General features: G+C 57.9%; 21 protein-coding genes. 18 read left to right on the forward strand and 3 right to left on the reverse strand.

What is annotated here, in order from left to right:
* Positions 1 to 35: 35 nt before the first annotated feature.
* Positions 36 to 1,631, reverse strand: coding sequence for a beta (1-6) glucans synthase (locus tag ACM6IO_RS23295; RefSeq protein WP_192226097.1), 1,596 nt, complete (start codon positions 1,629 to 1,631; stop codon positions 36 to 38).
* Positions 1,632 to 1,932: 301 nt separating this feature from the next.
* Between ACM6IO_RS23295 and ACM6IO_RS23300 the strand changes: the two genes are divergently transcribed.
* The 3 genes from ACM6IO_RS23300 (at position 1,933) to ACM6IO_RS23310 (ending at position 5,021) form a co-directional block, all read left to right on the forward strand.
* The gene (locus ACM6IO_RS23300) at positions 1,933 to 2,784 is read left to right on the forward strand and encodes a glycine betaine ABC transporter substrate-binding protein (RefSeq protein WP_008039894.1); all 852 of its coding nucleotides are present in this window, start codon (positions 1,933 to 1,935) and stop codon (positions 2,782 to 2,784) included.
* A 270-nt stretch (positions 2,785 to 3,054) separates the two neighbouring features.
* Positions 3,055 to 3,366, forward strand: coding sequence for a DUF485 domain-containing protein (locus tag ACM6IO_RS23305; RefSeq protein ID WP_008026759.1), 312 nt, complete (start codon positions 3,055 to 3,057; stop codon positions 3,364 to 3,366).
* On the forward strand, positions 3,363 to 5,021 hold the full coding sequence (locus tag ACM6IO_RS23310) for a cation acetate symporter (RefSeq protein WP_008026758.1): 1,659 nt from the start codon (positions 3,363 to 3,365) through the stop codon (positions 5,019 to 5,021). Before ACM6IO_RS23305 ends, ACM6IO_RS23310 begins: the two co-directional genes overlap by 4 nt.
* 1,133 nt (positions 5,022 to 6,154) lie before the next feature.
* On the opposite strand, the gene gltA is transcribed toward ACM6IO_RS23310, so the two are convergent.
* A complete protein-coding gene (gene gltA / locus ACM6IO_RS23315; RefSeq protein ID WP_008032658.1) occupies positions 6,155 to 7,444 on the reverse strand; it encodes a citrate synthase in 1,290 nt (429 codons plus the stop codon).
* 364 nt (positions 7,445 to 7,808) lie between these two features.
* On the opposite strand from gltA, the gene sdhC reads away from it, so the two are divergent.
* From sdhC to ACM6IO_RS23375, 12 genes are all read left to right on the forward strand, one after another.
* Positions 7,809 to 8,183: a succinate dehydrogenase, cytochrome b556 subunit gene (gene sdhC / locus ACM6IO_RS23320; protein WP_017127965.1), complete on the forward strand. Its 375-nt coding sequence runs from the start codon at positions 7,809 to 7,811 to the stop codon at positions 8,181 to 8,183.
* On the forward strand, positions 8,177 to 8,545 hold the full coding sequence (gene sdhD, locus ACM6IO_RS23325) for a succinate dehydrogenase, hydrophobic membrane anchor protein (RefSeq protein WP_008032661.1): 369 nt from the start codon (positions 8,177 to 8,179) through the stop codon (positions 8,543 to 8,545). Before sdhC ends, sdhD begins: the two co-directional genes overlap by 7 nt.
* A gap of 3 nt (positions 8,546 to 8,548) precedes the next feature.
* Positions 8,549 to 10,324 (forward strand): succinate dehydrogenase flavoprotein subunit, encoded by a 1,776-nt coding sequence (gene sdhA, locus ACM6IO_RS23330; RefSeq protein WP_008032662.1) that lies wholly within the window; start codon positions 8,549 to 8,551, stop codon positions 10,322 to 10,324.
* Between the two features lie 11 nt (positions 10,325 to 10,335).
* A complete protein-coding gene (locus tag ACM6IO_RS23335) occupies positions 10,336 to 11,040 on the forward strand; it encodes a succinate dehydrogenase iron-sulfur subunit (RefSeq protein WP_008032664.1) in 705 nt (234 codons plus the stop codon).
* Between the two features lie 259 nt (positions 11,041 to 11,299).
* Positions 11,300 to 14,131 (forward strand): 2-oxoglutarate dehydrogenase E1 component, encoded by a 2,832-nt coding sequence (locus ACM6IO_RS23340; RefSeq protein ID WP_008032666.1) that lies wholly within the window; start codon positions 11,300 to 11,302, stop codon positions 14,129 to 14,131.
* A gap of 42 nt (positions 14,132 to 14,173) precedes the next feature.
* Positions 14,174 to 15,397, forward strand: a complete 1,224-nt coding sequence (odhB, locus tag ACM6IO_RS23345; RefSeq protein WP_192226099.1) for a 2-oxoglutarate dehydrogenase complex dihydrolipoyllysine-residue succinyltransferase — start codon at positions 14,174 to 14,176, stop codon at positions 15,395 to 15,397.
* 108 nt (positions 15,398 to 15,505) lie between these two features.
* The gene (gene lpdA, locus ACM6IO_RS23350; RefSeq protein ID WP_414912315.1) at positions 15,506 to 16,942 is read left to right on the forward strand and encodes a dihydrolipoyl dehydrogenase; all 1,437 of its coding nucleotides are present in this window, start codon (positions 15,506 to 15,508) and stop codon (positions 16,940 to 16,942) included.
* A 196-nt stretch (positions 16,943 to 17,138) separates the two neighbouring features.
* Complete coding sequence (gene sucC / locus ACM6IO_RS23355; RefSeq protein WP_007898980.1) at positions 17,139 to 18,305, forward strand: ADP-forming succinate--CoA ligase subunit beta; 1,167 nt, start codon at positions 17,139 to 17,141, stop codon at positions 18,303 to 18,305.
* The gene (gene sucD / locus ACM6IO_RS23360) at positions 18,305 to 19,186 is read left to right on the forward strand and encodes a succinate--CoA ligase subunit alpha (protein ID WP_008032672.1); all 882 of its coding nucleotides are present in this window, start codon (positions 18,305 to 18,307) and stop codon (positions 19,184 to 19,186) included. The genes sucC and sucD overlap by 1 nt, the downstream gene beginning before the upstream one ends.
* Before the next feature lie 442 nt (positions 19,187 to 19,628).
* Entirely contained in the window at positions 19,629 to 20,942 is a 1,314-nt protein-coding gene (brnQ, locus tag ACM6IO_RS23365) for a branched-chain amino acid transport system II carrier protein (RefSeq protein WP_008032674.1), read from the forward strand.
* 256 nt (positions 20,943 to 21,198) lie between these two features.
* Positions 21,199 to 21,936 carry a DUF599 domain-containing protein gene (locus ACM6IO_RS23370; protein WP_223481310.1) on the forward strand — a complete coding sequence of 246 codons (738 nt, stop codon included), beginning with the start codon at positions 21,199 to 21,201 and terminating at the stop codon, positions 21,934 to 21,936.
* Positions 21,936 to 22,337 (forward strand): MAPEG family protein, encoded by a 402-nt coding sequence (locus tag ACM6IO_RS23375; protein WP_414912316.1) that lies wholly within the window; start codon positions 21,936 to 21,938, stop codon positions 22,335 to 22,337. Before ACM6IO_RS23370 ends, ACM6IO_RS23375 begins: the two co-directional genes overlap by 1 nt.
* A gap of 67 nt (positions 22,338 to 22,404) precedes the next feature.
* On the opposite strand, the gene ACM6IO_RS23380 is transcribed toward ACM6IO_RS23375, so the two are convergent.
* Positions 22,405 to 22,638, reverse strand: a complete 234-nt coding sequence (locus ACM6IO_RS23380; protein WP_008032682.1) for a hypothetical protein — start codon at positions 22,636 to 22,638, stop codon at positions 22,405 to 22,407.
* Positions 22,639 to 22,796: 158 nt separating this feature from the next.
* Here ACM6IO_RS23380 and ACM6IO_RS23385 point away from each other — a divergent pair, with 158 nt between their 5' ends.
* The 3 genes from ACM6IO_RS23385 to htpG all read left to right on the forward strand — a co-directional run bounded on the left by ACM6IO_RS23385 (position 22,797) and on the right by htpG (position 25,708).
* Entirely contained in the window at positions 22,797 to 23,273 is a 477-nt protein-coding gene (locus ACM6IO_RS23385; protein ID WP_008032683.1) for a PaaI family thioesterase, read from the forward strand.
* Complete coding sequence (locus tag ACM6IO_RS23390) at positions 23,270 to 23,722, forward strand: PaaI family thioesterase (protein ID WP_008039225.1); 453 nt, start codon at positions 23,270 to 23,272, stop codon at positions 23,720 to 23,722. The genes ACM6IO_RS23385 and ACM6IO_RS23390 overlap by 4 nt, the downstream gene beginning before the upstream one ends.
* Positions 23,723 to 23,803: 81 nt before the next feature.
* Complete coding sequence (gene htpG, locus ACM6IO_RS23395) at positions 23,804 to 25,708, forward strand: molecular chaperone HtpG (protein ID WP_008039224.1); 1,905 nt, start codon at positions 23,804 to 23,806, stop codon at positions 25,706 to 25,708.
* Positions 25,709 to 25,772: the final 64 nt, after the last annotated feature.

Here is a 25,772-nt window from a genome sequence, read left to right on the forward strand (position 1 = left end):
CTTGCCCGCGAAGAGGCCGCTCGCCGCGCTGAAGATTACGCCTTGCGAACCCGCAAGCAGCGCCACAACGCCGCCACCATCAACACACTCACCAGCGCCCAGCCCCAGGCCTGCTGATTCTGCAAACCTTCGCGATACAGCTGCGGCGCAATCCCGGCACCGATGATGAAGGTCAGAAGCGCGATTTCACGACGTGGCACACTCACCGGCCGGCACAGATAAACCAGCGCGGGCAGGATGAAAGCTACGCTCGGAAAGCTGCGATAACGCGGATCGAACACCAGTTCGAGCATCATCACCGCCGCTGCAAAACCTGCTGTTGCCAGCAACCAGCCGGCCCGGCGCTCCAGCACATTGAAGGCCCGTTGACGCCAGCCGCTACGGTTACTCAGTGTCAGCGCTGCATGCACCAGTACCAACAAGTTCAAAGCCGTCAGCAACGCAACCCACAACCACTCACTGGTAAACCGGGTGGTGACGCGTGCCAGATCGCCCCAGGCGCCAATCGAACAGGCCGCCAAAGCGCCGAGCAGCGGTAGCACCAACGCAGAGCGGGTACTGCGTACACGACCTCCAAGGATCAGCGTGCCAAGGAAAATCATCCCGCCCACCGCCAGCCACTGCGACCAGTACGGTACGTTGGACACCGGACCGGCCAGCACGCCCTTGTCCTGACGGTCGGCGTCAAACAGGCCCCAGTAACCACCAACGGCCCCTTCGCTGGCGCGTTTCCAGGGTTGGTCGAAGGCTTCGATAAGGTTGTAGTGCCAGCCTTCCTGCTCGGCCATGATCACAAAGCTGCGAATGAACTTGGCCTCATTGACCCGGCTCGGCAGCGCGGTTTCGCGTTGACGACCCTCGCTCGGCCAGCCGGTTTCGCCAATCATCACGTCCTTGGGTGCGAATTTGTTGCCGAACACCTGACGCACTTCGCGAACATGTTGCAGCGCGGCGTCGATGTTCGACGGATCGTCTTCCCAATACGGCAGCAGGTGAATGGTCAGGAAGTCCACCGCCGGGGCAATTTCCGGGTGTTTGAGCCAGAACTCCCAGACGTCGGCATAAGTGACAGGCTGCTTGACCTGGCTTTTGACCTTGTTGATCAGCCTGGCCAATTGCGCACCGGTGACTTCCTTGCGCAACAGGGCTTCGTTGCCGACGATCACCGACGTGACCACATCCGGGTTGGCGTTGGCCGAGGCGATCAGCAGGTCGACTTCTTTCTCGGTGTCCACCGGGTTGCTGTTCACCCACGCACCGATCATCAACTTCAGACCATGTTTGCGCGCCAGGTCGGGCAAGGCTTCAAGGCCGGTCATGGAATAGGTGCGAATGCATTCGAAGCGGGTGGCCAGCAGCGCGAGGTCGGCGTCCATGCGCTCGGGGCGCAACTTGAACGGCTGATCGAACGGCGATTGGTCCTTGTCGAACGGGGTGTAGGAGGCGCATTGCAGTTTGTGCGTCGCGCTGGCCACGTCCGGCAGAATCACCGGTTTGCCGAGGCCGTACCAAAAACCGCCGAGAGCAAAGAGCCCTAGCAGGCAGGCGAAAAGGTAAGGGAAAAAAGGAAAGCGTGATGTCGCGGGCATGGTCAGGCCGTCTGGGAGCAAAGCCGCGCATGTTACCCGCATTTGTCCCGCGCTTGGTGGCTCGCATAATTTTGACATGCAAAGTTCGGGCGGATCGCCCGAGGCCTTTCAGGTGCTCGTAATTAATGGCGTTCTGATGTCGTTTCTCGATGCCTTGAGGTCGCTGACAGCACAGGTTCAGGTTGGCGTCAGGTTGATTATCGATGCGTCAGTGTTCTCATTAATAAAACGCGCTGATGATCGTACGAGTTTGCGGTGAGGCGTGATGGGCGCGCAGTGCACCATAACAATACGTTGACGCGACTCGGCATCCGTCGAGCGCAGCACTTTCGGGGAAGTAACGATGAAGATGCGACGACTTTTAGGCGCGGGTGCCGCACTGGTACTTGCGATTGGCTCCACGATGGCCAATGCCGAGAGCAAAACCCTGAGCATCGGTTACGTTGACGGCTGGTCCGACAGCGTCGCGACCACCCACGTGGCGGCCGAAGTGATCAAACAGAAACTGGGTTATGACGTGAAGCTGCAAGCCGTCGCCACCGGGATCATGTGGCAGGGTGTGGCCACAGGCAAACTCGACGCCATGCTGTCCGCCTGGCTGCCGGTGACTCACGGCGAATACTGGACCAAGAACAAGGATCAGGTCGTCGACTACGGCCCGAACTTCAAGGATGCAAAAATCGGCTTGATCGTGCCGGAGTACGTGAAAGCTAAAACCCTCGATGACCTGAAAACCGACGACAGCTTCAAAAAACGTATTGTCGGCATCGACGCCGGTTCAGGTGTGATGCTCAAGACCGAGCAGGCAATCAAGGACTACGACCTGACCGGTTACCAACTCAAGGCCAGTTCCGGCGCCGGCATGATTGCCGAGCTGACCCGTGCCGAGAAGAAAAACGAATCCATTGCCGTCACCGGTTGGGTGCCACACTGGATGTTCGCCAAGTGGAAACTGCGCTTCCTGGAAGACCCGAAAGGCGTTTATGGCGCGGCTGAAACCGTGAACAGCATCGGCAGCAAAGAACTGGCAACCAAAGCGCCGGAAGTGGCCAAGTTCCTGAAAAACTTCCAGTGGGCGTCGAAAGACGAAATCGGCGAAGTCATGCTGGCGATTCAGGACGGTGCCAAGCCTGAAGCCGCTGCGAAGGATTGGGTCGCCAAGCACCCGGAGCGCGTTGCAGACTGGACCAAATGATTTGAGCTGACGTTTCTGGTCAGCACTTCTCAAGGCCCCTTGGCATAACAGCCAAGGGGCTTTTTTTTTTTGTGTAGGAGCCAGGCTTGCCGGCGATGGCGTCCTCACAATCGCCATCGCCAGCAAGCCGGCTCCTACAGAAGTTGCGCCGTGCTGGAAAATGGCGATTCTGTCATGTCGCTCTAATACTAAGGTCGTCTGGAACCTGCCCCGCAGCCGCATAGAGTGGATACCGTTCCAACAATAATCTGTGCTGCGAGGATAAAAACAATGAACGACAGCATTTACCTCTCGATTCAAAACAGCCCGCGCTTCAAGGAGCTGGTTAGTAAGCGAGAAAGGTTCGCCTGGATTCTTTCGGCGATCATGCTTGGTCTCTACTCCGGATTCATCCTGTTGATCGCTTACGGGCCGCATATTCTGGGCGCGAAAATCAGCCCTGAGTCATCGATTACCTGGGGCATACCGATCGGTGTCGGGCTGATTGTCTCGGCCTTCATCCTGACCGGGATCTACGTTCGACGCGCCAATGGCGAATTCGACGACCTGAACAATGCGATTCTCAAGGAGGCTCAGCAATGATCCGGCGTCTAATGGCTCTATTGAGCATCGCAGCTTTCGCACCTGGCGCCTGGGCGGCTGACGCCCTGACCGGTGCCGTGCAGAAACAACCCCTGAACATGGCCGCGATCCTGATGTTCGTGGCGTTCGTCGGCGCAACGTTGTACATCACTTACTGGGCCTCCAAGAAAAACAACTCGGCGGCCGACTACTATGCGGCGGGCGGCAAGATCACCGGTTTCCAGAACGGTCTGGCGATTGCCGGCGACTACATGTCCGCGGCGTCCTTCCTGGGTATTTCCGCGCTGGTGTTCACCTCCGGCTACGACGGCCTGATCTACTCGATCGGCTTCCTGGTGGGCTGGCCGATCATTCTGTTCCTGATCGCCGAGCGTCTGCGTAACCTGGGTAAATACACCTTTGCCGACGTGGCGTCCTACCGCCTCGGGCAAACCCAGATCCGTTCGCTGTCCGCTTGCGGTTCGCTGGTGGTAGTGGCGTTCTACCTGATCGCGCAAATGGTTGGTGCCGGCAAGCTGATCCAGCTGCTGTTCGGTCTCGACTATCACGTTGCGGTGATCCTGGTCGGTATCCTGATGTGCATGTACGTGCTGTTCGGCGGCATGCTGGCGACCACTTGGGTGCAAATCATCAAGGCTGTGCTGTTGCTGTCCGGTGCCTCGTTCATGGCGCTGATGGTGATGAAGCACGTCAACTTCGACTTCAGTGCGCTGTTCTCCGAGGCGATCAAGGTTCACCCTAAAGGTGAGGCGATCATGAGCCCGGGCGGTCTGGTGAAAGACCCGATCTCCGCGTTCTCCCTGGGTCTGGCTCTGATGTTCGGTACCGCTGGCCTGCCACACATCCTGATGCGCTTCTTCACCGTGAGTGACGCAAAAGAAGCCCGTAAGAGCGTGCTGTATGCAACCGGCTTCATTGGTTACTTCTACATCCTGACCTTCATCATCGGCTTCGGCGCGATCCTGCTGGTCAGCACCAACCCGGCCTTCAAAGATGCGGCTGGCGCGCTGTTGGGCGGCAACAACATGGCGGCGGTGCACCTGGCCAACGCGGTCGGTGGCAGTATCTTCCTGGGCTTCATCTCGGCGGTAGCGTTCGCGACCATTCTGGCAGTGGTTGCCGGTCTGACCCTGGCCGGCGCTTCGGCGGTGTCTCACGACCTGTATGCCAGCGTGATCAAGAAAGGCAAGGCCAACGAGAAAGACGAGATTCGTGTCTCGAAAATCACCACCATCGCCCTGGCGGTGCTGGCGATCGGTCTGGGTATTCTGTTCGAGAAGCAGAACATTGCGTTCATGGTGGGCCTGGCGTTCTCCATCGCGGCGAGCTGTAACTTCCCGGTGCTGCTGCTTTCGATGTACTGGAAGAAGCTGACGACTCGCGGTGCGATGATCGGCGGCTGGCTGGGTCTGGTCAGTGCTGTTGGTTTGATGGTGCTGGGGCCAACCATCTGGGTGCAGATCCTGGGTCACGAGAAGGCGGTCTTCCCGTATGAATACCCGGCGCTGTTCTCCATGGCCATTGCGTTTGTGGGGATCTGGTTCTTCTCGATTACTGACAAGTCGACTGCTGCGGATAATGAGCGGGCGCTGTTCTTCCCGCAGTTTGTTCGTTCGCAGACTGGGTTGGGGGCGAGTGGGGCGGTTTCGCACTAAGGCTTTGAGTTTGTCTGTGTAATTTGTGTTGAACAGAAATGCCCCGGTCGAGAGATCGGGGCATTTCTTTTGCTGCATTGCTTTTTGTAGGAGCGAGGCTTGCCCGCGAAGACGGTCTGACAGCCGACCATTTTCTTACAGATGTACATATCCATTTCTGCGGTAACGGCTGCTGACGGTTTCGCCCTTACGGCGACTCACTTTTTTTCAAACGCCAAAAAAAGTAAGCAAAAAAGGCTCGCCCCGAGCGTCCGGCCCCTCGCTAAGGCTCGGCGTTCCTTCGCTCCGGCATTCATCCGGGGGCATCGCCCTCCGGTTGGCTTCGCTGGCACCTACATGCGATGAGTTCGACTGCGTCGAACGGCGCTGCGCGCCAATCCCCGGATGAACACCTCCACTCAGCCTTCCGAAGGGGCGGGTGGATCAAGGTCAAAAGCCAAAGCAACAGCAAAATCAAAATCAACGACTGGAGTGAGTTTTCTCTGTAGGAGCGAGCTTGCTCGCGAAAAACGCCCGGACACCGCGCTCATCCAGACAATCCGCGCCATTGCTGGCAAGCCAGCTCCTACAATTTTGACCGTGTGAACCCCATCCCGTGTAGGAGCCGGCTTGCTGGCGATGGCGCCCTTCCAGTCAATAAATGCGTCGACTGATCCACCGCTATCGCCAGCAAGCCGGCTCCTACAGAGAATTGGTGTACAGGTCCGGAATGAGTGAACGCAGCCAAGAAGGACCGCGCGGGCATCCAAAGAGCCAGGTCGGCTACCAGGCCGCCTCGGTGGCTTTGGCGGTACACGCCCCCTCGAGAGGCTGAGTGGAGGTTCTGCGCAGTGGGCAACCCGGCATGGATGCCGGGTTAGCCGCCCCCGGCCATGGATGGCCGATGGCGGCGGGCCCACGGAGCAGGACCGGAACGAGGGCATGCCGAGCCACGGCGAGGCACCGAACGACAGGGGCAAGAGCCCTTGGTTACTTGGGGCTCTTCCAAGTGACTCGCCGTAAGGGCGAAACCATTAGTGGCCGTCACCGCAGAAACGGATACGCACACAACCCAAAGCGCACAAACAAAAACGGCCTCTATATAAATAGAGGCCGTTCCCGGTACAACTCAACACGCTATCGCAAGAAAGATCTTACTTGCGGTCTTCCAGCTTGGTGATGTCACGCGACTCGTAGCCGGTGTACAACTGGCGCGGACGGCCAATCTTGTACGGGCTGGAGAGCATTTCTTTCCAGTGGGAGATCCAGCCGACAGTCCGCGCCAGAGCGAAGATCACGGTGAACATGCTGGTTGGAATGCCGATCGCCTTGAGGATGATCCCCGAGTAGAAGTCGACGTTCGGGTACAGCGAGCGCTCGATGAAGTACGGGTCGGTCAGGGCGATCTCTTCCAGGCGCATGGCCAGTTCGAGTTGCGGATCGTTCTGGATGCCCAGTTCCTTCAGCACTTCGTCGCAAGTCTTCTTCATCACGGTGGCGCGTGGGTCGCGGTTTTTGTAAACCCGGTGACCGAAGCCCATCAACTTGAACGGATCGTTCTTGTCCTTGGCCTTGGCGATGAACTTGTCGATGTTCGACACATCGCCAATCTCGTCAAGCATGGTCAGGACAGCCTCGTTCGCGCCGCCGTGGGCAGGGCCCCACAGTGCAGCGATGCCGGCGGCGATACAGGCGAACGGGTTGGCACCCGAAGAGCCGGCCAGGCGTACGGTGGAGGTCGATGCGTTCTGCTCGTGGTCGGCATGGAGGATGAAAATCCGGTCCATGGCCTTGGCGAGTACCGGGCTGATCGGTTTGATCTCGCACGGGGTGTTGAACATCATGTGCAGGAAGTTTTCCGCGTACGTCAGGTCGTTGCGCGGGTACATCATGGGTTGGCCCATGGAGTACTTGTAAACCATCGCTGCCAGGGTCGGCATCTTGGCAACCAGGCGGATCGCGGAGATTTCGCGATGCTGCGGGTTATTGATGTCCAGGGAGTCGTGGTAGAAGGCCGAGAGGGCGCCGACTACGCCGCACATGACGGCCATCGGGTGAGCGTCACGACGGAAGCCGTTGAAGAAGGTCTTCAACTGCTCGTGAACCATGGTGTGGTTCTTGACGGTGCTGACGAACTGGGCCTTCTGTTCTGCGGTCGGCAGTTCGCCGTTGAGCAGCAGATAGCAGGTTTCCAGGTAGTCCGACTTTTCAGCCAGCTGTTCGATCGGGTAGCCGCGGTGCAGCAGAATGCCGTTGTCGCCGTCGATATAGGTGATCTTCGACTCGCAGGAAGCGGTCGACATGAAACCAGGGTCAAAGGTGAAACGGCCCGTGGCCGTCAGGCCCCGAACATCGATAACATCGGGACCAACGGTGCCGGTTAAAATGGGCAGCTCGACGGGGGCTGCGCCCTCGATGATCAACTGCGCTTTTTTGTCAGCCATGTGGCCTCCTATTTATGCTTGAAATCATCAGACAGACCCCCCACGCAGGGCCCGCACCACTATAGTGAGATAAATTCGAATGTCAATTTGCCTAAAGTCTTGCTCCAGAAGGCTTTAACCGGACTTTTTCCTCGAAATTGACTGCCATTTACGCCTTTTATCCAACTTGTGCAATGCGCTATTAGGGGAAGGTGAACGCGTTGTCATTAGTAGCCTAACTGTCTATACTCGGCCACCGACCGCCAAGGGCTTTTGGGCTTGCTTTCATTGGGGGTCGCATCCCTGGGTGGTGGTTACCTGACCAGTGCACTCCCCAACAACTTTGCCCTGATTGTTAGGGGCTCTTCAGTGTGAAAAAAAAGCCGTGAAAAGCCAACGACCTGTAAACCTAGACCTAAGGACCATCAAACTCCCAGTCACTGCTTACACGTCCATTCTTCACCGTATCTCCGGTGTCATCCTCTTTGTCAGCCTGGCCATCATGCTTTACGCATTGGACAAGTCGCTGAGCTCCGAGGAAGGCTTCGGTCAGGTGAAAGCGTGTCTGACCAGTCCGCTAGCCAAGCTAGTGATTTGGGGCATCCTGTCCGCTCTGCTGTATCACTTGGTAGCCGGTGTGCGCCATTTGATCATGGACATGGGCATCGGTGAGACGCTGGAAGGCGGCAAGCTGGGCTCGAAAATCGTTATCGCCGTTTCCGTGGTGGTAATCGTTCTGGCAGGAGTTTGGATATGGTAACTAACGTCACGAACCTGTCGCGTTCGGGCCTCTATGACTGGATGGCGCAACGTGTGTCTGCGGTCGTTCTCGCGGCTTACTTCATCTTCCTGATCGGATACGTCGTTGCCAACCCAGGCATCGGCTACGCCCAATGGCATGAACTGTTCGCCAACAACTGGATGCGTATCTTCAGTCTCCTGGCCCTCGTTGCCCTCGGCGCTCACGCCTGGGTCGGCATGTGGACCATCGCGACCGACTACCTGACGCCAATGGCGTTCGGCAAGTCCGCGACCACTGTACGTTTCCTCTTCCAGGCAGTATGCGGCGTTGCGATGTTCGCTTACTTCGTCTGGGGTGTGCAGATTCTTTGGGGTATCTGATTCATGTCTACTACAGTTAATACGCTTTCGTTCGACGCCATCATCATTGGCGGCGGCGGTGCTGGCATGCGCGCTGCTCTGCAGCTGGCACAGGGCGGTCACAAGACTGCCGTTGTCACCAAGGTTTTCCCGACTCGTTCGCACACCGTATCCGCCCAGGGTGGCATCACCTGCGCCATCGCGTCTGCTGATCCGAACGATGACTGGCGCTGGCACATGTACGATACCGTCAAGGGTTCCGACTACATCGGTGACCAGGACGCTATCGAATACATGTGTTCCGTAGGCCCGGAAGCGGTCTTCGAGCTCGAGCACATGGGCTTGCCGTTCTCCCGCACCGAACAAGGCCGCATCTACCAGCGTCCGTTCGGCGGTCAGTCGAAAGACTTCGGTAAAGGTGGCCAGGCTGCACGTACGTGCGCCGCTGCCGACCGTACCGGTCACGCACTGCTGCACACCCTGTACCAGGCCAACCTGAAGGCCGGCACCGTATTCCTCAACGAATACTACGGCGTCGACCTGGTCAAGAACGAAGACGGTGCCTTTGTCGGCATGATCGTCATCTGCATCGAAACCGGTGAAACCTCCTACGTTCGCGCTAACGCGACCGTATTGGCGACTGGCGGTGCAGGCCGTATCTACTCGTCCACCACCAATGCCCTGATCAACACCGGTGACGGCGTCGGCATGGCTCTGCGTGCTGGCGTGCCGGTACAAGACATTGAAATGTGGCAGTTCCACCCGACCGGCATCGCCGGCGCCGGTGTACTGGTTACAGAAGGTTGCCGCGGTGAAGGCGGTTACCTGATCAACAAGCACGGCGAGCGTTTCATGGAGCGTTATGCTCCGAACGCCAAAGACCTTGCTGGTCGTGATGTTGTTGCTCGTTCGATGGTTAAAGAAATCATCGCCGGCAACGGTTGCGGTCCGGATGGCGACCACGTAATGCTGAAACTCGATCACCTCGGTGAGGAAGTTCTGCACAGCCGTCTGCCAGGCATCATGGAACTGTCCAAGACCTTCGCCCACGTCGATCCAGCCGTGGCGCCGATTCCGGTCGTTCCAACCTGCCACTATATGATGGGCGGCGTTGCCACCAACATTCATGGCCAGGCAATCACTCAGGACGCTGACGGCGTTGACCAGATCATTCCTGGTCTGTTCGCAGTAGGCGAAGTGGCGTGCGTATCGGTTCACGGTGCCAACCGTCTGGGCGGCAACTCGCTGCTCGACCTGGTGGTATTCGGCCGTGCGGCCGGTCTGTTCCTGGAGCAGACCCTGAAAGAAGGCGTTGATTACGCCCGTCCACGCCAGTCCGACATCGACGCTGCCCTGGCACGTCTCGATGGCCTGAACTCGCGTACCGAAGGCGAAGACGTCGCTACCCTGCGTAAAGAACTGCAAAGCTGCATGCAGAACTACTTCGGTGTATTCCGTACCGGCGAATACATGCAGAAGGGTATTGCTCAGCTGGCTGATCTGCGTGGCCGTATCGCCAACGTCAAGATCAACGACAAGAGCCAGGCGTTCAACACTGCTCGAATCGAAGCCCTGGAACTGCAGAACCTGCTGGAAGTGGCCGAAGCCACCGCCATCGCTGCAGAGATCCGCAAAGAGTCCCGCGGCGCTCACGCCCGTGAAGACTACGAAGATCGCGACGACGAAAACTGGCTGTGCCACACCCTGTACTTCCCGGGTGACAAGCGCGTGACCAAGCGTGCTGTGAACTTCTCGCCGAAGACTGTTCCGACTTTTGAACCTAAGATTCGGACTTATTAAGGGTGGCCGCCATGTTGCAAGTCAGTGTTTATCGCTACAACCCTGATCAGGACGCCGCGCCGTTCATGCAGGAATTCCAGGTCGATACCGGTGGTAAAGACCTGATGGTCCTGGACGTGCTGGCCCTGATCAAAGAGCAGGACGAAGGTTTCTCCTATCGTCGCTCTTGCCGTGAAGGCGTTTGCGGTTCCGACGGCATGAACATCAACGGTAAAAACGCTCTGGCATGCGTCACGCCGCTGTCTTCTGTCGTAAAAGGTAACAAGCTGATCGTTCGTCCGTTGCCAGGTTTGCCGGTTATCCGTGACCTGGTCGTCGATATGAGCATCTTCTACAAGCAGTACGAAAAGGTTAAGCCATACCTGCAGAACGACACGCCGGCTCCGGCCATCGAGCGTCTGCAGTCCCCTGAAGAGCGTGAAAAGCTCGACGGTCTGTACGAGTGCATTCTGTGCGCTTGCTGCTCGACCTCTTGCCCGTCCTTCTGGTGGAACCCGGACAAGTTCCTGGGTCCAGCTGCCCTGCTGCAAGCGTATCGCTTCCTGGCAGACAGCCGCGACACCAAGACATCCGAGCGTCTGGCTGCGCTGGATGACCCGTTCAGCGTATTCCGCTGCCGCGGGATCATGAACTGTGTAAACGTTTGTCCGAAAGGCCTGAACCCGACTAAGGCCATCGGTCACGTACGTCACATGTTGCTGCAAAGCGGCGTGTGATTCAGCAGTACCCGTAGGACCGCTGTACCCGTAGATGCTACGGCGCAGGCTTCAACCGGCGCCGTAGTTTTAACCTGAGCAGCAGCTCACAAAGCTGCCGCTCTTATTTTGAAGAAATGAGACAAGCAGGGGCATCCGGGCTGGTACCCGGACTATCAGCGTGATCCTAAGTGGCTTGTTTTGGTCGCTGCATTCGGACTTCTGCAAGTTTGCTCGGTGTCGACGCCGATGGTGTTCCCCTAACCGAGGGTGACCAAGCATGCAAGAAAGCGTGATGCAGCGCATGTGGAACAGCGCCTACCTTTCCGGAGGTAACGCTGCCTATGTGGAAGAGCTTTATGAGCTCTACCTGCACGACCCTAACGCTGTGCCAGAAGAGTGGCGCACCTACTTTCAGAAGTTGCCGACCGAAGGCAACTCTGCCACCGATGTTTCGCACTCCACAATTCGCGATCATTTCGTCTTGCTGGCAAAGAACCAGCGCCGCGCCCAACCGGTTTCCGCCGGCAGCGTGAGCAGTGAGCACGAGAAGAAGCAAGTTGAAGTGCTGCGATTGATCCAGGCCTACCGTATGCGTGGCCACCAGGCAGCTCAGCTTGACCCGCTGGGACTGTGGCAGCGTCCTGCACCTGCAGACCTGTCAATCAATCATTACGGCTTGACCAATGCCGATCTTGATACGACCTTCCGTGCCGGCGACCTGTTCATCGGCAAAGAGGAGGCGAGCCTACGCGAAATTCACGAAGCGTTGCAGCAGACATATTGCCGCACCATCGGCGCTGAATTCACGCACATCACCGATTCCGAGCAGCGCCAGTGGTTCCAGCAGCGTCTGGAAAGCGTGCGTGGTCGTCCGACGTACTCCGCCGACATCAAGAGCCACCTGCTCGAGCGCGTCACTGCCGGTGAAGGCCTGGAAAAATACCTGGGCACCAAATACCCGGGCACCAAGCGTTTCGGTCTGGAAGGCGGCGAAAGCCTGATTCCGATGCTCGACGAGTTGATCCAGCGTTCCGGTTCCTACGGCACCAAGGAAATCGTGATCGGCATGGCCCACCGTGGTCGTCTGAACGTGCTGGTCAACACCTTCGGCAAGAACCCGCGTGAGCTGTTCGACGAGTTCGAAGGCAAGAAGAAGGTCGAGCTGGGTTCCGGTGACGTTAAATACCACCAGGGCTTCTCGTCCAACGTGATGACCGCCGGCGGTGAAGTTCACCTGGCCATGGCGTTCAACCCGTCCCACCTGGAAATCGTATCTCCAGTGGTCGAAGGTTCGGTTCGCGCCCGTCAGGATCGTCGTAACGACCCTACCGGTGAGAAGGTTCTGCCGATCTCCATCCACGGTGACGCGGCATTCGCCGGTCAAGGCGTGGTGATGGAAACCTTCCAGATGTCGCAGACCCGCGGTTTCAAGACCGGCGGCACCGTGCACATCGTGATCAACAACCAGGTCGGTTTCACCATCAGCAACCCGCTGGACTCGCGTTCCACCGAGTACGCGACCGACGTTGCGAAGATGATCCAGGCGCCGATCCTCCATGTGAATGGTGATGATCCGGAAGCCGTGTTGTTCGTGACCCAGCTGGCCATCGACTACCGCATGCAATTCAAGCGTGACGTGGTGATCGACCTGGTCTGCTACCGTCGTCGCGGCCACAACGAAGCCGACGAGCCTAGCGGCACCCAGCCTCTGATGTACCAGCAGATCACCAAACAGCGCACCACCCGTGAACTGTATGCCGATCGCCTGACTCAGAGCGGTGTGCTGGACGTTGAGCGTGTTCAGTCGAAAGTCGACGAATACCGCAACGCGCTGGACAACGGTCTGCATGTTGTAAAAAGCCTGGTCAAAGAGCCGAACAAAGAGTTGTTCGTGGACTGGCGTCCGTACCTGGGCCACGCCTGGACTGCACGTCACGACACGCGTTTCGATCTGAAGACCTTGCAGGAACTGTCCGCCAAGCTGCTGGAAATTCCAGAAGGCTTCGTGGTTCAGCGCCAGGTTTCGAAAATCTACGAAGACCGTCAGAAGATGCAAGCCGGCGGCCTGCCGATCAACTGGGGTTACGCCGAAACCATGGCGTACGCGACCCTGGCGTTCGAAGGTCACCCGATTCGCATGACGGGTCAGGACATCGGTCGCGGTACGTTCTCGCACCGTCACGCTGTCTTGCACAACCAGAAAGACGCGGGTACCTACATCCCGTTGCAGAACCTGTACAACGGCCAGCCACGTTTCGACCTGTACGATTCGTTCCTGTCCGAAGAAGCGGTTCTGGCGTTCGAGTACGGTTATTCGACCACCACGCCTGAAGCGCTGGTGATCTGGGAAGCCCAGTTCGGCGACTTCGCCAACGGTGCCCAGGTGGTTATCGACCAGTTCATCACCAGTGGCGAGCACAAGTGGGGCCGTCTCTGCGGTCTGACCATGCTGCTGCCGCACGGTTATGAAGGTCAGGGTCCGGAGCACTCGTCGGCTCGTCTGGAGCGTTACCTGCAACTGTGCGCCGAGCACAACATTCAGGTTGCCGTACCGACTACGCCGGCTCAGATCTACCACTTGCTGCGTCGTCAGGTGATTCGCCCGCTGCGCAAGCCATTGATCGTTCTGACTCCGAAGTCGCTGCTGCGTCACAAGTTGGCCATCTCGACTCTGGAAGATCTGGCCGAAGGTTCGTTCCAGACCGTTATCCCGGAAATCGATGCACTGGACCCGAAAAAGGTCGAGCGCGTTGTTCTGTGTAGCGGCAAGGTCTACTACGACCTGCTGGAAAAACGCCGTGCCGAAGGTCGTGATGACATCGCCATCGTGCGTATCGAGCAACTGTACCCATTCCCTGAGGACGACTTGAAAGAAGTCCTGGCTCCTTACACCAACGTCAAAAATGCCGTGTGGTGCCAGGAAGAGCCGATGAACCAGGGTGCGTGGTACTGCAGCCAACACCACATGCGTCGTAGCATCAGCAATCTCAACAAGTCTCTCGTACTTGAGTACGCGGGCCGTGAGGCTTCTGCTGCACCTGCATGCGGTTACGCATCGATGCACGCTGAGCAGCAGGAAAAACTGCTGCAAGACGCCTTTACTGTTTAACGCCTTCGCGCACCTGAAACCGAATTTAAGGACTCACAGATAATGGCTATCGAAATCAAAGCCCCCACTTTCCCGGAATCGGTTGCCGATGGCACCGTTGCCACCTGGCACAAGCAACCGGGCGACGCTGTAAAGCGTGACGACCTGATCGTCGATATCGAAACCGACAAGGTTGTTCTGGAAGTGTTGGCCACTGCCGACGGCGTGCTGGGCGCTATCGTCAAGAACGAAGGCGACACCGTTCTGTCCGACGAAGTCCTGGGCTCCATCGTTGAAGGCGGCGCTGCTGCCGCTGCTCCGGCTGCCGCTGCTGCTCCGGCCGCTGCACAGGCTGCTGCTCCAGCTGCCGAAGGCGAAGACGATCCTGTTGCTGCACCGGCTGCTCGCAAGCTGGCTGAAGAAAACGGCATCAACATCGCTTCCGTTGCCGGCACCGGCAAAGGCGGTCGTGTGACCAAGGAAGACGTGGTTGCAGCCGTTGCTGCCAAGAAAGCCGCTCCGGCTGCCGCGCCTGCCAAGGCTGCTGCTCCGGCTGGCGCCGCTCCTGTGTTCGCCGCTGGCGACCGCATCGAGAAGCGCGTACCGATGACCCGCGTTCGCGCTACCGTGGCCAAGCGCCTGGTAGAAGCTCAGTCGAACATGGCGATGCTGACCACCTTCAACGAAGTCGACATGACCGAAGTCATGGCCCTGCGTTCGAAGTACAAGGACCTGTTCGAGAAGTCCCACAACGGCGTACGCCTGGGCTTCATGTCGTTCTTCGTCAAGGCTGCCACCGAAGCGCTGAAACGCTTCCCGGCTGTCAACGCATCGATCGACGGTGGCGACATCGTTTACCACGGCTACGCTGACGTCGGCGTTGCTGTTTCCAGCGACCGCGGCCTGGTTGTACCGGTTCTGCGTAACGCTGAACTGATGAGCCTGGCTGAAATCGAAGGCGGCATCGCCACCTTCGGCAAGAAGGCTCGCGACGGCAAGCTGTCGATGGACGAAATGACCGGCGGTACGTTCACCATCACCAACGGTGGTACCTTCGGTTCGATGATGTCGACTCCGATCGTCAACCCGCCGCAAGCGGCCATCCTGGGCATGCACAACATTCTGCAGCGTCCTATGGCGATCAACGGTCAGGTCGTAATCCGTCCGATGATGTACCTGGCTCTGTCCTACGATCACCGTCTGATCGATGGCAAAGAAGCTGTGACCTTCCTGGTTACCATCAAGAACCTGCTGGAAGACCCGGCTCGTTTGCTGCTGGATATCTGATTTCGTTGCATGGGCCGTGCAGGATGGCGGCCCGTCTGTAATGACCAGCTTCGTCCCACGACGGTCCCCATAAGGGGCCGTCCGGTTTGATTCGAGAAGGAATGACACATGACTCAGAAATTCGACGTGGTAGTGATTGGCGCGGGCCCTGGCGGCTACGTGGCTGCCATTAAAGCAGCGCAACTGGGCCTCACCACTGCCTGCATCGAGAAATACACCGACAAGGAAGGCAAACTGGCCCTCGGCGGTACTTGCCTGAACGTCGGTTGCATTCCATCCAAGGCGCTGCTGGACAGCTCCTGGAAATACAAGGAAGCCAAAGAAGGCTTCGCGATCCACGGTATCAATCACGCTGGCGTGACCATGGACGTGTCGGCAATGGTTGGCCGTAAAGCCAACATCGTCAAAGGCCTGACCTCTGGCGTTGCCACCCTGTTCAAGGCGAACGGCGTCACTTCCCTGCAAGGCCACGGCAAACTGCTGGCCGGCAAGAAAGTCGAACTGACCAAGCCAGACGGCAGCGTTGAAATCATCGAAGCCGAGAACATGATTCTGGCTTCGGGTTCGCGTCCGATCGACATTCCACCGGCTCCGGTTGACCAGAAAGTGATCGTCGATTCGACCGGCGCACTGGAATTCCAATCCGTACCTAAGCGTCTGGGCGTTATCGGCGCTGGCGTAATCGGTCTGGAACTGGGTTCGGTATGGTCGCGCCTGGGCGCTGAAGTGGTTGTTCTGGAAGCGCTGGAGAAGTTCCTGCCGGCTGCTGACGACGCCGTTTCCAAAGAAGCCTACAAAACCCTGACCAAACAAGGTCTGGACATCAAGCTGGGCGCTCGCGTCACCGGTTCCAAAGTGAACGGCGACGAAGTCGTTGTGAACTACACCGACGCCAACGGCGAACAGAGCATCACCTTTGACAAGCTGATCGTTGCCGTTGGTCGCCGTCCAGTGACCACCGAACTGTTGGCTGCCGACAGCGGTGTGACCATCGACGAGCGCGGTTTCGTATTCGTTGACGACCAGTGCGCCACCAGCGTACCGGGCGTTTACGCGATCGGTGACGTGGTTCGCGGCATGATGCTGGCGCACAAGGCGTCCGAAGAAGGCATCATGGTTGTTGAGCGCATCAAGGGCCACAAAGCGCAAATCAACTATGACCTGATCCCTTCGGTTATTTATACTCACCCGGAAATCGCATGGGTCGGCAAAACCGAGCAGACCTTGAAGGCTGAAGGCGTTGAAGTTAACGTTGGCACCTTCCCGTTCGCAGCCAGTGGCCGTGCCATGGCAGCCAACGACACCGGCGGTTTCGTGAAAGTCATTGCCGATGCCAAGACTGACCGCGTATTGGGCGTCCACGTGATTGGCCCGAGCGCTGCAGAACTGGTTCAGCAGGGCGCGATCGGCATGGAATTCGGCACCAGCGCTGAAGACCTGGGCATGATGGTTTTCTCCCATCCGACCCTGTCTGAAGCCTTGCACGAAGCAGCTCTGGCTGTGAATGGCGGCGCCATCCACATCGCCAACCGCAAGAAGCGTTAAGACAATAAGAAACCACGGCGGTATGGCCCGTCGTGAGCCTTGCATGCAAGACTCACCGCGGAATATCCGCTGGACGCAGTCTTGCGTGGCTGCACCGGGTATCCGGAAAGGCTACGCAAGCAGCAGTCACAGGTGGTGCGGCACTTGAACAAGTGCAGCACCGAATGCGCAGTACCTAACGAAGACGGTAATAAGCATGAATCTTCACGAGTATCAGGGTAAGCAGCTGTTCGCTGAATACGGCCTGCCAGTTTCCACCGGTTATGCGGTAGACACCCCGGAAGCAGCAGCAGAAGCTTGCGACAAAATCGGCGGCACCGAGTGGGTTGTCAAAGCCCAGGTCCACGCTGGTGGTCGCGGTAAAGCGGGCGGCGTTAAGCTGGTTCGCAGCAAAGAAGACGCCAAAGCCTTCGCACAGCAGTGGCTGGGCAAGCGTCTGGTGACTTACCAGACTGACGCCAATGGTCAGCCAGTCACCAAGATCCTGGTTGAATCGTGCACTGATATCGCTAAAGAGCTGTACCTGGGCGCTGTCGTTGACCGTTCGAGCCGTCGTATCGTGTTCATGGCTTCCACCGAAGGTGGCGTGGACATCGAGAAAATCGCTCACGACACTCCAGAAAAAATTCTGAAAGCCACTATCGATCCACTGGTTGGCGCTCAGCCATTCCAGGGTCGCGAGCTGGCATTCCAGCTGGGTCTGGAAGGCAAGCAGGTTGCTCAGTTCGCCAAGATCTTCGTAGGTCTGGCCAAGCTGTTCAAGGATCACGACCTGGCTCTGCTGGAAGTGAACCCGCTGGTGATCAAGGCTGACGGCGATCTGCACTGCCTCGACGCCAAGATCAACATCGACGCCAACGCCATGTACCGTCAGCCTAAGCTGAAGACTTTCCACGATCCGTCGCAAGACGATCCGCGCGAAGCGCACGCTGCCAAGTTCGAACTGAACTACGTAGCGCTGGAAGGCAACATCGGTTGCATGGTCAACGGTGCTGGCCTGGCCATGGGTACCATGGACATCGTCAACCTGCATGGCGGCAAACCAGCCAACTTCCTCGACGTGGGCGGCGGTGCTACCAAAGAACGCGTTACCGAAGCGTTCAAGATCATCCTGTCCGACACTAACGTCGCTGCAGTACTGGTCAACATCTTCGGCGGCATCGTTCGTTGCGACATGATTGCCGAAGGCATCATCGGCGCTGTGAAAGAAGTCGGCGTGAAAATCCCGGTTGTTGTTCGCCTTGAAGGCAACAACGCTGAGCTGGGCGCTAAAGTACTGGCAGAAAGCGGTTTGAACATCATCGCTGCTACCAGCCTGACCGACGCTGCTCAACAAGTCGTTAAAGCTGCGGAGGGCAAATAATGAGCGTCCTGATCAATAAAGACACCAAAGTTATCTGCCAGGGTATTACCGGTTCGCAAGGTAGTTTCCACACCCAGCAAGCCATCGAGTACGGCACCAAGATGGTTGGTGGTGTAACTCCTGGTAAAGGCGGCACCGAGCACCTGGGTCTGCCAGTGTTCAACACCGTGAAAGACGCTGTAGCTGCCACTGGCGCCACCGCCAGCGTGATCTACGTTCCAGCTCCTTTCTGCAAGGACTCCATCCTGGAAGCAGCATTCGGCGGCATCAAGCTGATCGTTTGCATCACCGAAGGCATTCCTACCCTGGACATGCTGGACGCTAAAGTTAAGTGCGACGAGCTGGGTATCACCCTGATCGGCCCTAACTGCCCAGGCGTGATCACTCCAGGCGAATGCAAGATCGGCATCATGCCAGGTCACATTCACTTGCCAGGCAAGGTCGGTATCGTTTCCCGTTCCGGCACCCTGACCTACGAAGCTGTGAAGCAAACTACTGACGCCGGTTTCGGTCAGTCGACTTGCGTCGGCATCGGCGGTGACCCGATCCCGGGTTCGAACTTCATCGACATCCTGAAGCTGTTCCAGGAAGACCCGAAGACCGAAGCGATCGTGATGATCGGTGAGATCGGCGGTTCGGCTGAAGAAGAAGCGGCTGCCTACATCAAGGCACACGTGACCAAGCCGGTTGTTTCCTACATCGCTGGTGTGACTGCTCCTCCGGGCAAGCGCATGGGCCATGCTGGCGCAATCATCTCTGGCGGCAAAGGCACTGCAGACGAGAAGTTCGCTGCACTGCAAGACGCAGGCGTTAAAACCGTGCGTTCGCTGGCAGACATCGGCAAGGCCCTGGCCGAGCTGACTGGTTGGGCTGTCAAGTAAGCCTCGCGCTTAACTGACGCTTCACCAAACAAAGGCCACCTTCGGGTGGCCTTTGTCGTTTCCGGGGTTTGTATCGTTGGTGCCGACCCCTTCGCGGGCAAGCCTCGCTCCTACAGGTTCTTCGTTGATCACAAGTACGGCAAACGACGAAAAACCTGTAGGAGCGAGCGGGCGGCGCTCCGACTTGCCCGCGAAGGCGTACTTACAGACGCCAACCAATTACATGCAAAAACGCGACACGGAAATGTCGCAGATCGGATAGTTCGCCCTCTAACAGTGCGTTTGTCGCTCAAATTCGTTAGGCTAGCCGCCATTTTTGCGTCCGCATCCCACAAGGAAGCTTCGCGCTAAAGGGTCGGTCCTATACGGGTCGACAGCATTTCCCTCACCCATAAGGGAAATCCCTCTCTAAATTCCGATTCAGTAGTGTGGTATTTCCTTAATGAAAGTGTTGAAAGGCCAGGACATCCTGGCACTTGGTTTTATGACGTTTGCCCTGTTCGTCGGGGCTGGCAACATCATCTTCCCGCCTATCGTCGGTTTGCAGTCCGGGCCTCATGTCTGGATGGCGGCGCTGGGCTTTCTGATCACCGCGGTCGGTCTGCCGGTGATCACCGTTGTTGCCCTGGCCAAGGTCGGTGGCGCGATGGATGCCTTGAGCAGCCCGATCGGCAAAATCGCCGGTGGCTTGCTGGCCGCTGCGTGCTACCTCGCCGTTGGCCCGCTGTTCGCGACGCCGCGCACCGCGACTGTATCGTTCGAAGTGGGCCTGGCGCCGCTGACCGGCGAAAGCCCGCTGGCGCTGTTCCTCTATAGCTCGGTGTACTTCCTGCTGGTGTTCTTCATCTCGCTCTACCCGGGTCGTTTGCTGGACACCGTAGGACGTTTCCTCGCACCGCTGAAGATTATCGCCCTGGCCGCCCTCGGCATCGCCGCGTTCGCGTTGCCGGCCGGTGATATCGGCGTGGCGACGCCCGAGTATGTCGCGGCGCCATTCTCCCAGGGCTTCATCAATGGTTACCTGACCATGGATACCCTGGGCGCGCTGGTATTCGGCATCGTTATCGTCAACGCCATCCGCTCCCGCGGCGTGGATTCTCCGGCGCTGATCACCCGTTACGCGATCATTGCCGGGCTGATAGCCGGCGTCGGTCTGGCGCTGGTGTACGTCAGCCTGTTTCGCCTCGGTTCGGGCAGCCATGAAGTGGCCGCCGGTGCGACCAACGGCGCGGCGGTGTTGCACGCCTACGTTCAACACACATTCGGTTCCTTGGGCAGTGGTTTCCTCGCCGTGCTGATTTCGTTGGCCTGCCTGGTCACAGCGGTCGGTCTGACGTGTGCCTGTGCCGAATACTTCAGCCGTGTGCTGCCACTGTCCTACAAGACCTTGGTCATCATCCTCGCCGCGTTCTCCCTGCTGGTGTCCAACCTGGGCCTCACCAAGCTGATCGCGTTCTCGATCCCGGTCCTCACCGCGATCTACCCGCCGTGCATCGCGCTGGTCGCCCTGAGCTTCTGCAAGGACTTCTGGCATGAGCAGGGCCGCATCGTCGGTCCGGTGATGTTGGTGTCGTTCATCTTCGGCCTGATCGACGCGCTCAAGGGCGCGGGTCTGGCGGACTGGATGCCGACGCAATTGGCGCATTTGCCGCTGAGTGAGCAGGGCCTGGCGTGGCTGGTGCCGTCGGTCATGACCCTGGTGGTCGCGGTGGTTTGCGACCGCATGCTGGGCAAGCGCGAAGAAGCGCTGGCTTAAGGCGTATCACGGCCCGCCATAAGCGGGTCTTGAGCGAACATGGAAATGCCCCGTATCAATCGATACGGGGCATTTTTTATGCGCGTGAGGCAGTGTCTTTTTCCTTAAGCTAACGTCGAAGCATTGCAAAATCCAATGTGGGAGCGGGCTTGCTCGCGAAGACGGCTTATCATTCAACATTGATATCGACTGACCCTCCGTCTTCGCGGGCAAGCCACGCTCCTACAGATTCAACCAACGTCTCACAAGGACCTGCATGTCGTTCATCCACGCCAACCTGATCCACATCCTCGCCGCCATCTGGTTTGTCATCTGCTGGGGCGGCTACACCCGTTATGCGACTTGGAAGGGCCGCGACACCGCGTGCCTGGCCAGTGTGTTGCACCTGTATCGCGAAGACTGGATGCGGCGGATGCTGATGCGTGACAACCGCATCGCCGATGCCAGTGTGATCGGCAATCTGGAGCGCAACGCTTCGTTCTTCGCCTCCAGCACACTGATTATCCTGGCCGGTATTCTCACCGTGCTCGGTGCGTCGGAAAGGGCGGTGTCATTGCTGGCGGACATCCCGATGGTGCAACAGGCCTCCCAGGGCATGTCGGAGATCAAGTTGCTGTGCCTGGCGCTGGTGTTTGTGTATGCGTTCTTCACGTTCAGCTGGTGCATGCGCCAGTACAACTTTGCTGCGATTCTGGTGGGGTCGGCCCCCATGGTCGGCGAGCGGCATGTTTCCGAGCAGGAGCGTAAAGCCTTTGCCGCACGGGCGGCGCGTGTCATCTCCATGGCCGCCAACCAGTTCAACTTCGGCCTGCGTTCCTATTACTTCGGCATGACCATGCTGGCGTGGTTCGTCAGCCCCTGGTTGTTCATGCTGATGAGCGCTGGCGTGGTGCTGGTGCTGTATCGCCGGGAGTTTCATTCCGACGTTCTCGACGTGATGGTCTATACCCCTACAGAGGCGCCATTGCCCGAGGCGAACCGAGAGGCCGCTTGATGAGTATTCCGTTCTGGTGTGTGTTTATCAGTGCCTTGCTGATCTATGTGGCCCGTATGCCCGTGGCCAGGGCCATGAAAGAGCAGGGCGGTTACGACAATCATCTGCCGCGCCAGCAACAGGCTCAACTCACGGGGTTTGGCGCCCGCGCAGTGGCAGCTCATCAGAACTGTTTTGAGGCGTTTATATTGTTTGCCGTGGGGGTGTTGATGGCGCACACCACGCAAACGGCGGGCTGGCTGATTGATACACTGGCAATCATCTTTGTGATTGCGCGGGTCATTTACTTAGTGTGCTATTGGAGTGATCTGGCCTGGCAGCGGAGTCTGGTGTGGTTTGTCGGGTTAGTGTGTTCGCTGCTATTGATGATTAGTCCGACTTTTAGAACTATTTTGCTCTAACAAGGCAAATGACAGGCAAAAGAAAACCCGCACTTGGCGGGTTTTCTTTATCACGCTAAAAACTGTTTTAGTTTTTAGGTGCTTCTTTTGCTGCAGCTGCATCCGATTCAGCCTGAGCTTTGGCAGCTTCGGCGTTTTCTTTCGCAGCGTCGTTCACTTTATCCTGAGCTTTGCTCATGTCTTGCTGAGCTTGCTCAGCATGTTTCTCGGCTTCTTGAGCTTTGTCCTCGGATTTTTTATCGCAGGCAGCGAGACCGAGGGAAGCGGTCAACATCAAGGCAATAGCTAAAGTCTTACGCATGGGGTGTTTCTCCTTATGGAAAATATCTATCTGGCCTTTCGAGCGTGGACATCAGGGTTAAGTTCCTCAATTCGTTCAGATATATAAGATTATTCCTATGGGAACTTTTACGAATACACCTAATACAATCTCCGAGTACTAAGAAGAGTGTTTACCACATGGCCGAAAACCCCGTTTTTGAGCGCGCGACGCGATTCCTTTCGGCGCTCAGGCATTGCCAGGTACTTGGTTTGCGCGTTCATAGCGCCAGCAGCGATGGACTGACGGTCATCCTGCCGTACAGCCCGCAAATTGTCGGCAATCCGCAAACCGGCGTGATCCATGGCGGGGCATTGACCTCCCTGATGGACACCGCGTGCGGCATGGCCACACTCTGCGTGTTGCCCGAATTCGAAGTCTGCCCGACCCTCGACCTGCGCATCGACTACATGCATGCCGCCGAACCGCATAAGGACGTCTATGGTTTTGCCCAGTGCTACCGGGTCACTACCGACGTGATCTTCGCCCGTGGCTTTGCTTATCAGGACGATCCCGAGCAGCCCATCGCCCATGTCGTCGGTACGTTCATGCGCATGGGCAAGGGCGTCAAAGGCACCAAAGGGTTTGGTGGCGCCATCGCCGGAGGTGCGAAATGACCGACAACTTCAAGGAACAACTGCAACAGGCCCATGAGCAGGGCGACTATGCCTCGCTGCTGCATCTGATTCCCTACGCCAAACTGATCGGTGTCGAGTGTTCGCGGGTGGGGGATGACCTGCTGTTTCGTCTGCCGGCGAACAAGGACAACATTGGTAACCCTTTACTGCCAGCGATTCACGGCGGCGTCATTGCCGGGTTCATGGAGCTGTCCGCCGCCTTGCACCTGCTGATTTTTACCGGTTCACCGGGTGTGCCGAAGATCATCGATTTTTCCCTCGACTACCTGCGCGCCGGGCAGTTTCGCGATACGTGGGCGCGCTGCCAGGTGTGCCGTCAGGGGCGGCGTGTCGCAAACGTGGCAGTGACCGCCTGGCAAAGCACCGAATCCGAGCCCATCGCCACGGCCCGCGCCCACTTCAAAATCGATGAGCCCTTGAAATCCTGATCCGAGCCCCCAACTTTGATGACAACCCGCCGCCGACCCTCTAGGTCGCGGCCACTGCCATCTGATTGGAGTTTGATGACCATGAGTGTGGAAACTCAAAAGGAAACCCTGGGCTTCCAGACCGAGGTGAAGCAGCTGCTGCACCTCATGATCCATTCGCTGTATTCCAACAAGGAAATCTTCCTTCGCGAATTGATCTCGAACGCCTCTGACGCTGTCGACAAATTACGTTTCGAAGCCCTGTCCAAGCCTGAGTTGCTGGAAGGTGGCGCCGAACTGAAAATCCGTGTGAGCTTCGACAAGGACGCTAAAACCGTCACCCTCGAAGACAACGGCATCGGCATGAGCCGTGAAGATGCGATCACCCACCTGGGCACCATCGCCAAATCCGGCACCGCCGATTTCATGAAACACCTGACGGGCGATCAGAAAAAGGATTCGCACCTGATCGGTCAGTTCGGCGTGGGTTTCTACTCTGCCTTCATCGTCGCCGACAAAGTCGACGTGTTCAGCCGTCGTGCCGGTGCTGCTGCCAGCGAAGGCGTGCACTGGTCGTCGAAGGGCGAAGGTAATTTCGAAGTTGCCACCGTCGAGAAAGCTGATCGTGGTACTCGCATCGTCCTGCACCTGAAGTCCGGTGAAGACGAGTTCGCCGATGGCTGGCGTCTGCGCAACATCATCAAGAAGTACTCCGACCACATCGCTTTGCCGATCGAGTTGCCGAAAGAAGTGGCAGCCGCAGAAGGCGAAGAGAAGCCGGCTGTTGAGTGGGAAACCGTCAACCGCGCCAGCGCCCTGTGGACCCGTCCTCGTACCGAGATCAAGGACGAGGAATACCAGGAGTTCTACAAACACATTGCTCACGATTTCGAGAACCCGCTGAGCTGGAGCCACAACAAGGTCGAAGGCAAGCTCGAATACAGCTCGCTGCTCTACGTACCGACCCGCGCTCCGTTCGACCTGTACCAGCGTGAAGCGCCGAAAGGCCTGAAGCTGTACGTGCAGCGTGTGTTCGTCATGGACCAGGCCGAGTCGTTCCTGCCGCTGTACCTGCGCTTCATCAAGGGCGTGGTCGATTCCAATGACCTGTCGCTGAACGTGTCGCGGGAAATCCTGCAGAAAGACCCGATCATCGACTCCATGAAATCGGCGCTGACCAAGCGCGTGCTGGACATGCTGGAAAAACTGGCGAAGAACGAGCCTGAGCAATACAAAGGCTTCTGGAAAAACTTCGGTCAGGTCATGAAAGAAGGCCCGGCAGAAGACTTCGCCAACAAAGAGAAAATCGCCGGCCTGCTGCGTTTTGCGTCCACTCAGGGCGAAGAAGGCGAGCAGGTTGTGGGTCTGGCCGAATACCTGGCTCGCGCCAAGGAAGGTCAGGACAAGATTTACTACCTGACCGGCGAAACCTACGCGCAAGTCAAAAACAGCCCGCACCTGGAAGTCTTCCGCAAGAAAGGCATCGAAGTGCTGCTGCTGACCGACCGCATCGACGAGTGGCTGATGAGCTACCTCAACGACTTCGACGGCAAGAGCTTTGTCGACGTGGCGCGCGGTGACCTCGACCTGGGCAACCTGGATTCGGAAGAAGACAAGAAAGCCGCGGAAGAAGTCGCCAAGTCCAAAGAAGGTCTGGTTGAGCGTCTGAAAACTGCGCTGGGCGAATCCGTGGCTGAAGTGCGGGTTTCCCATCGTCTGACCGACTCCCCGGCGATTCTCGCCATCGGCGAGCAGGACCTGGGCATGCAGATGCGTCAGATCCTGGAAGCCAGCGGTCAGAAGGTTCCGGATTCGAAGCCGATCTTCGAATTCAACCCGGCGCACCCGCTGATCGAGAAACTCGACAACGAGCAGAGCGACGAGCGCTTCGGCGACCTGTCGCACATTCTCTTCGATCAGGCGGCCCTGGCGGCCGGTGACAGCTTGAAAGACCCGGCCGCGTATGTGCGCCGTCTCAACAAGCTGCTGGTTGAACTGTCGGTTTAACGACGTTGTAAAAAAACCCGCTTCGGCGGGTTTTTTTATGACCTGAAATTTTTTGGCTGTGAAC

This window comes from Pseudomonas sp. IT-P44 (genome assembly GCF_949768225.1).
Lineage (GTDB): Bacteria > Pseudomonadota > Gammaproteobacteria > Pseudomonadales > Pseudomonadaceae > Aquipseudomonas > Aquipseudomonas migulae.

Excerpts from the sequence above, each read along its gene's own strand:
- ACM6IO_RS23295 (WP_192226097.1), bottom strand. The coding sequence starts at position 1,631 with ATGCGGGTAACATGCGCGGCTTTGCTCCCAGACGGCCTGACCATGCCC.
- ACM6IO_RS23300 (WP_008039894.1), top strand. The coding sequence starts at position 1,933 with ATGAAGATGCGACGACTTTTAGGCGCGGGTGCCGCACTGGTACTTGCG.
- ACM6IO_RS23305 (WP_008026759.1), top strand. The coding sequence starts at position 3,055 with ATGAACGACAGCATTTACCTCTCGATTCAAAACAGCCCGCGCTTCAAG.
- ACM6IO_RS23310 (WP_008026758.1), top strand. The coding sequence starts at position 3,363 with ATGATCCGGCGTCTAATGGCTCTATTGAGCATCGCAGCTTTCGCACCT.
- gltA (WP_008032658.1), bottom strand. The coding sequence starts at position 7,444 with ATGGCTGACAAAAAAGCGCAGTTGATCATCGAGGGCGCAGCCCCCGTC.
- sdhD (WP_008032661.1), top strand. The coding sequence starts at position 8,177 with ATGGTAACTAACGTCACGAACCTGTCGCGTTCGGGCCTCTATGACTGG.
- sdhA (WP_008032662.1), top strand. The coding sequence starts at position 8,549 with ATGTCTACTACAGTTAATACGCTTTCGTTCGACGCCATCATCATTGGC.
- ACM6IO_RS23335 (WP_008032664.1), top strand. The coding sequence starts at position 10,336 with ATGTTGCAAGTCAGTGTTTATCGCTACAACCCTGATCAGGACGCCGCG.
- ACM6IO_RS23340 (WP_008032666.1), top strand. The coding sequence starts at position 11,300 with ATGCAAGAAAGCGTGATGCAGCGCATGTGGAACAGCGCCTACCTTTCC.
- odhB (WP_192226099.1), top strand. The coding sequence starts at position 14,174 with ATGGCTATCGAAATCAAAGCCCCCACTTTCCCGGAATCGGTTGCCGAT.
- lpdA (WP_414912315.1), top strand. The coding sequence starts at position 15,506 with ATGACTCAGAAATTCGACGTGGTAGTGATTGGCGCGGGCCCTGGCGGC.
- sucC (WP_007898980.1), top strand. The coding sequence starts at position 17,139 with ATGAATCTTCACGAGTATCAGGGTAAGCAGCTGTTCGCTGAATACGGC.
- sucD (WP_008032672.1), top strand. The coding sequence starts at position 18,305 with ATGAGCGTCCTGATCAATAAAGACACCAAAGTTATCTGCCAGGGTATT.
- brnQ (WP_008032674.1), top strand. The coding sequence starts at position 19,629 with ATGAAAGTGTTGAAAGGCCAGGACATCCTGGCACTTGGTTTTATGACG.
- ACM6IO_RS23370 (WP_223481310.1), top strand. The coding sequence starts at position 21,199 with ATGTCGTTCATCCACGCCAACCTGATCCACATCCTCGCCGCCATCTGG.
- ACM6IO_RS23375 (WP_414912316.1), top strand. The coding sequence starts at position 21,936 with ATGAGTATTCCGTTCTGGTGTGTGTTTATCAGTGCCTTGCTGATCTAT.
- ACM6IO_RS23380 (WP_008032682.1), bottom strand. The coding sequence starts at position 22,638 with ATGCGTAAGACTTTAGCTATTGCCTTGATGTTGACCGCTTCCCTCGGT.
- ACM6IO_RS23385 (WP_008032683.1), top strand. The coding sequence starts at position 22,797 with ATGGCCGAAAACCCCGTTTTTGAGCGCGCGACGCGATTCCTTTCGGCG.
- ACM6IO_RS23390 (WP_008039225.1), top strand. The coding sequence starts at position 23,270 with ATGACCGACAACTTCAAGGAACAACTGCAACAGGCCCATGAGCAGGGC.
- htpG (WP_008039224.1), top strand. The coding sequence starts at position 23,804 with ATGAGTGTGGAAACTCAAAAGGAAACCCTGGGCTTCCAGACCGAGGTG.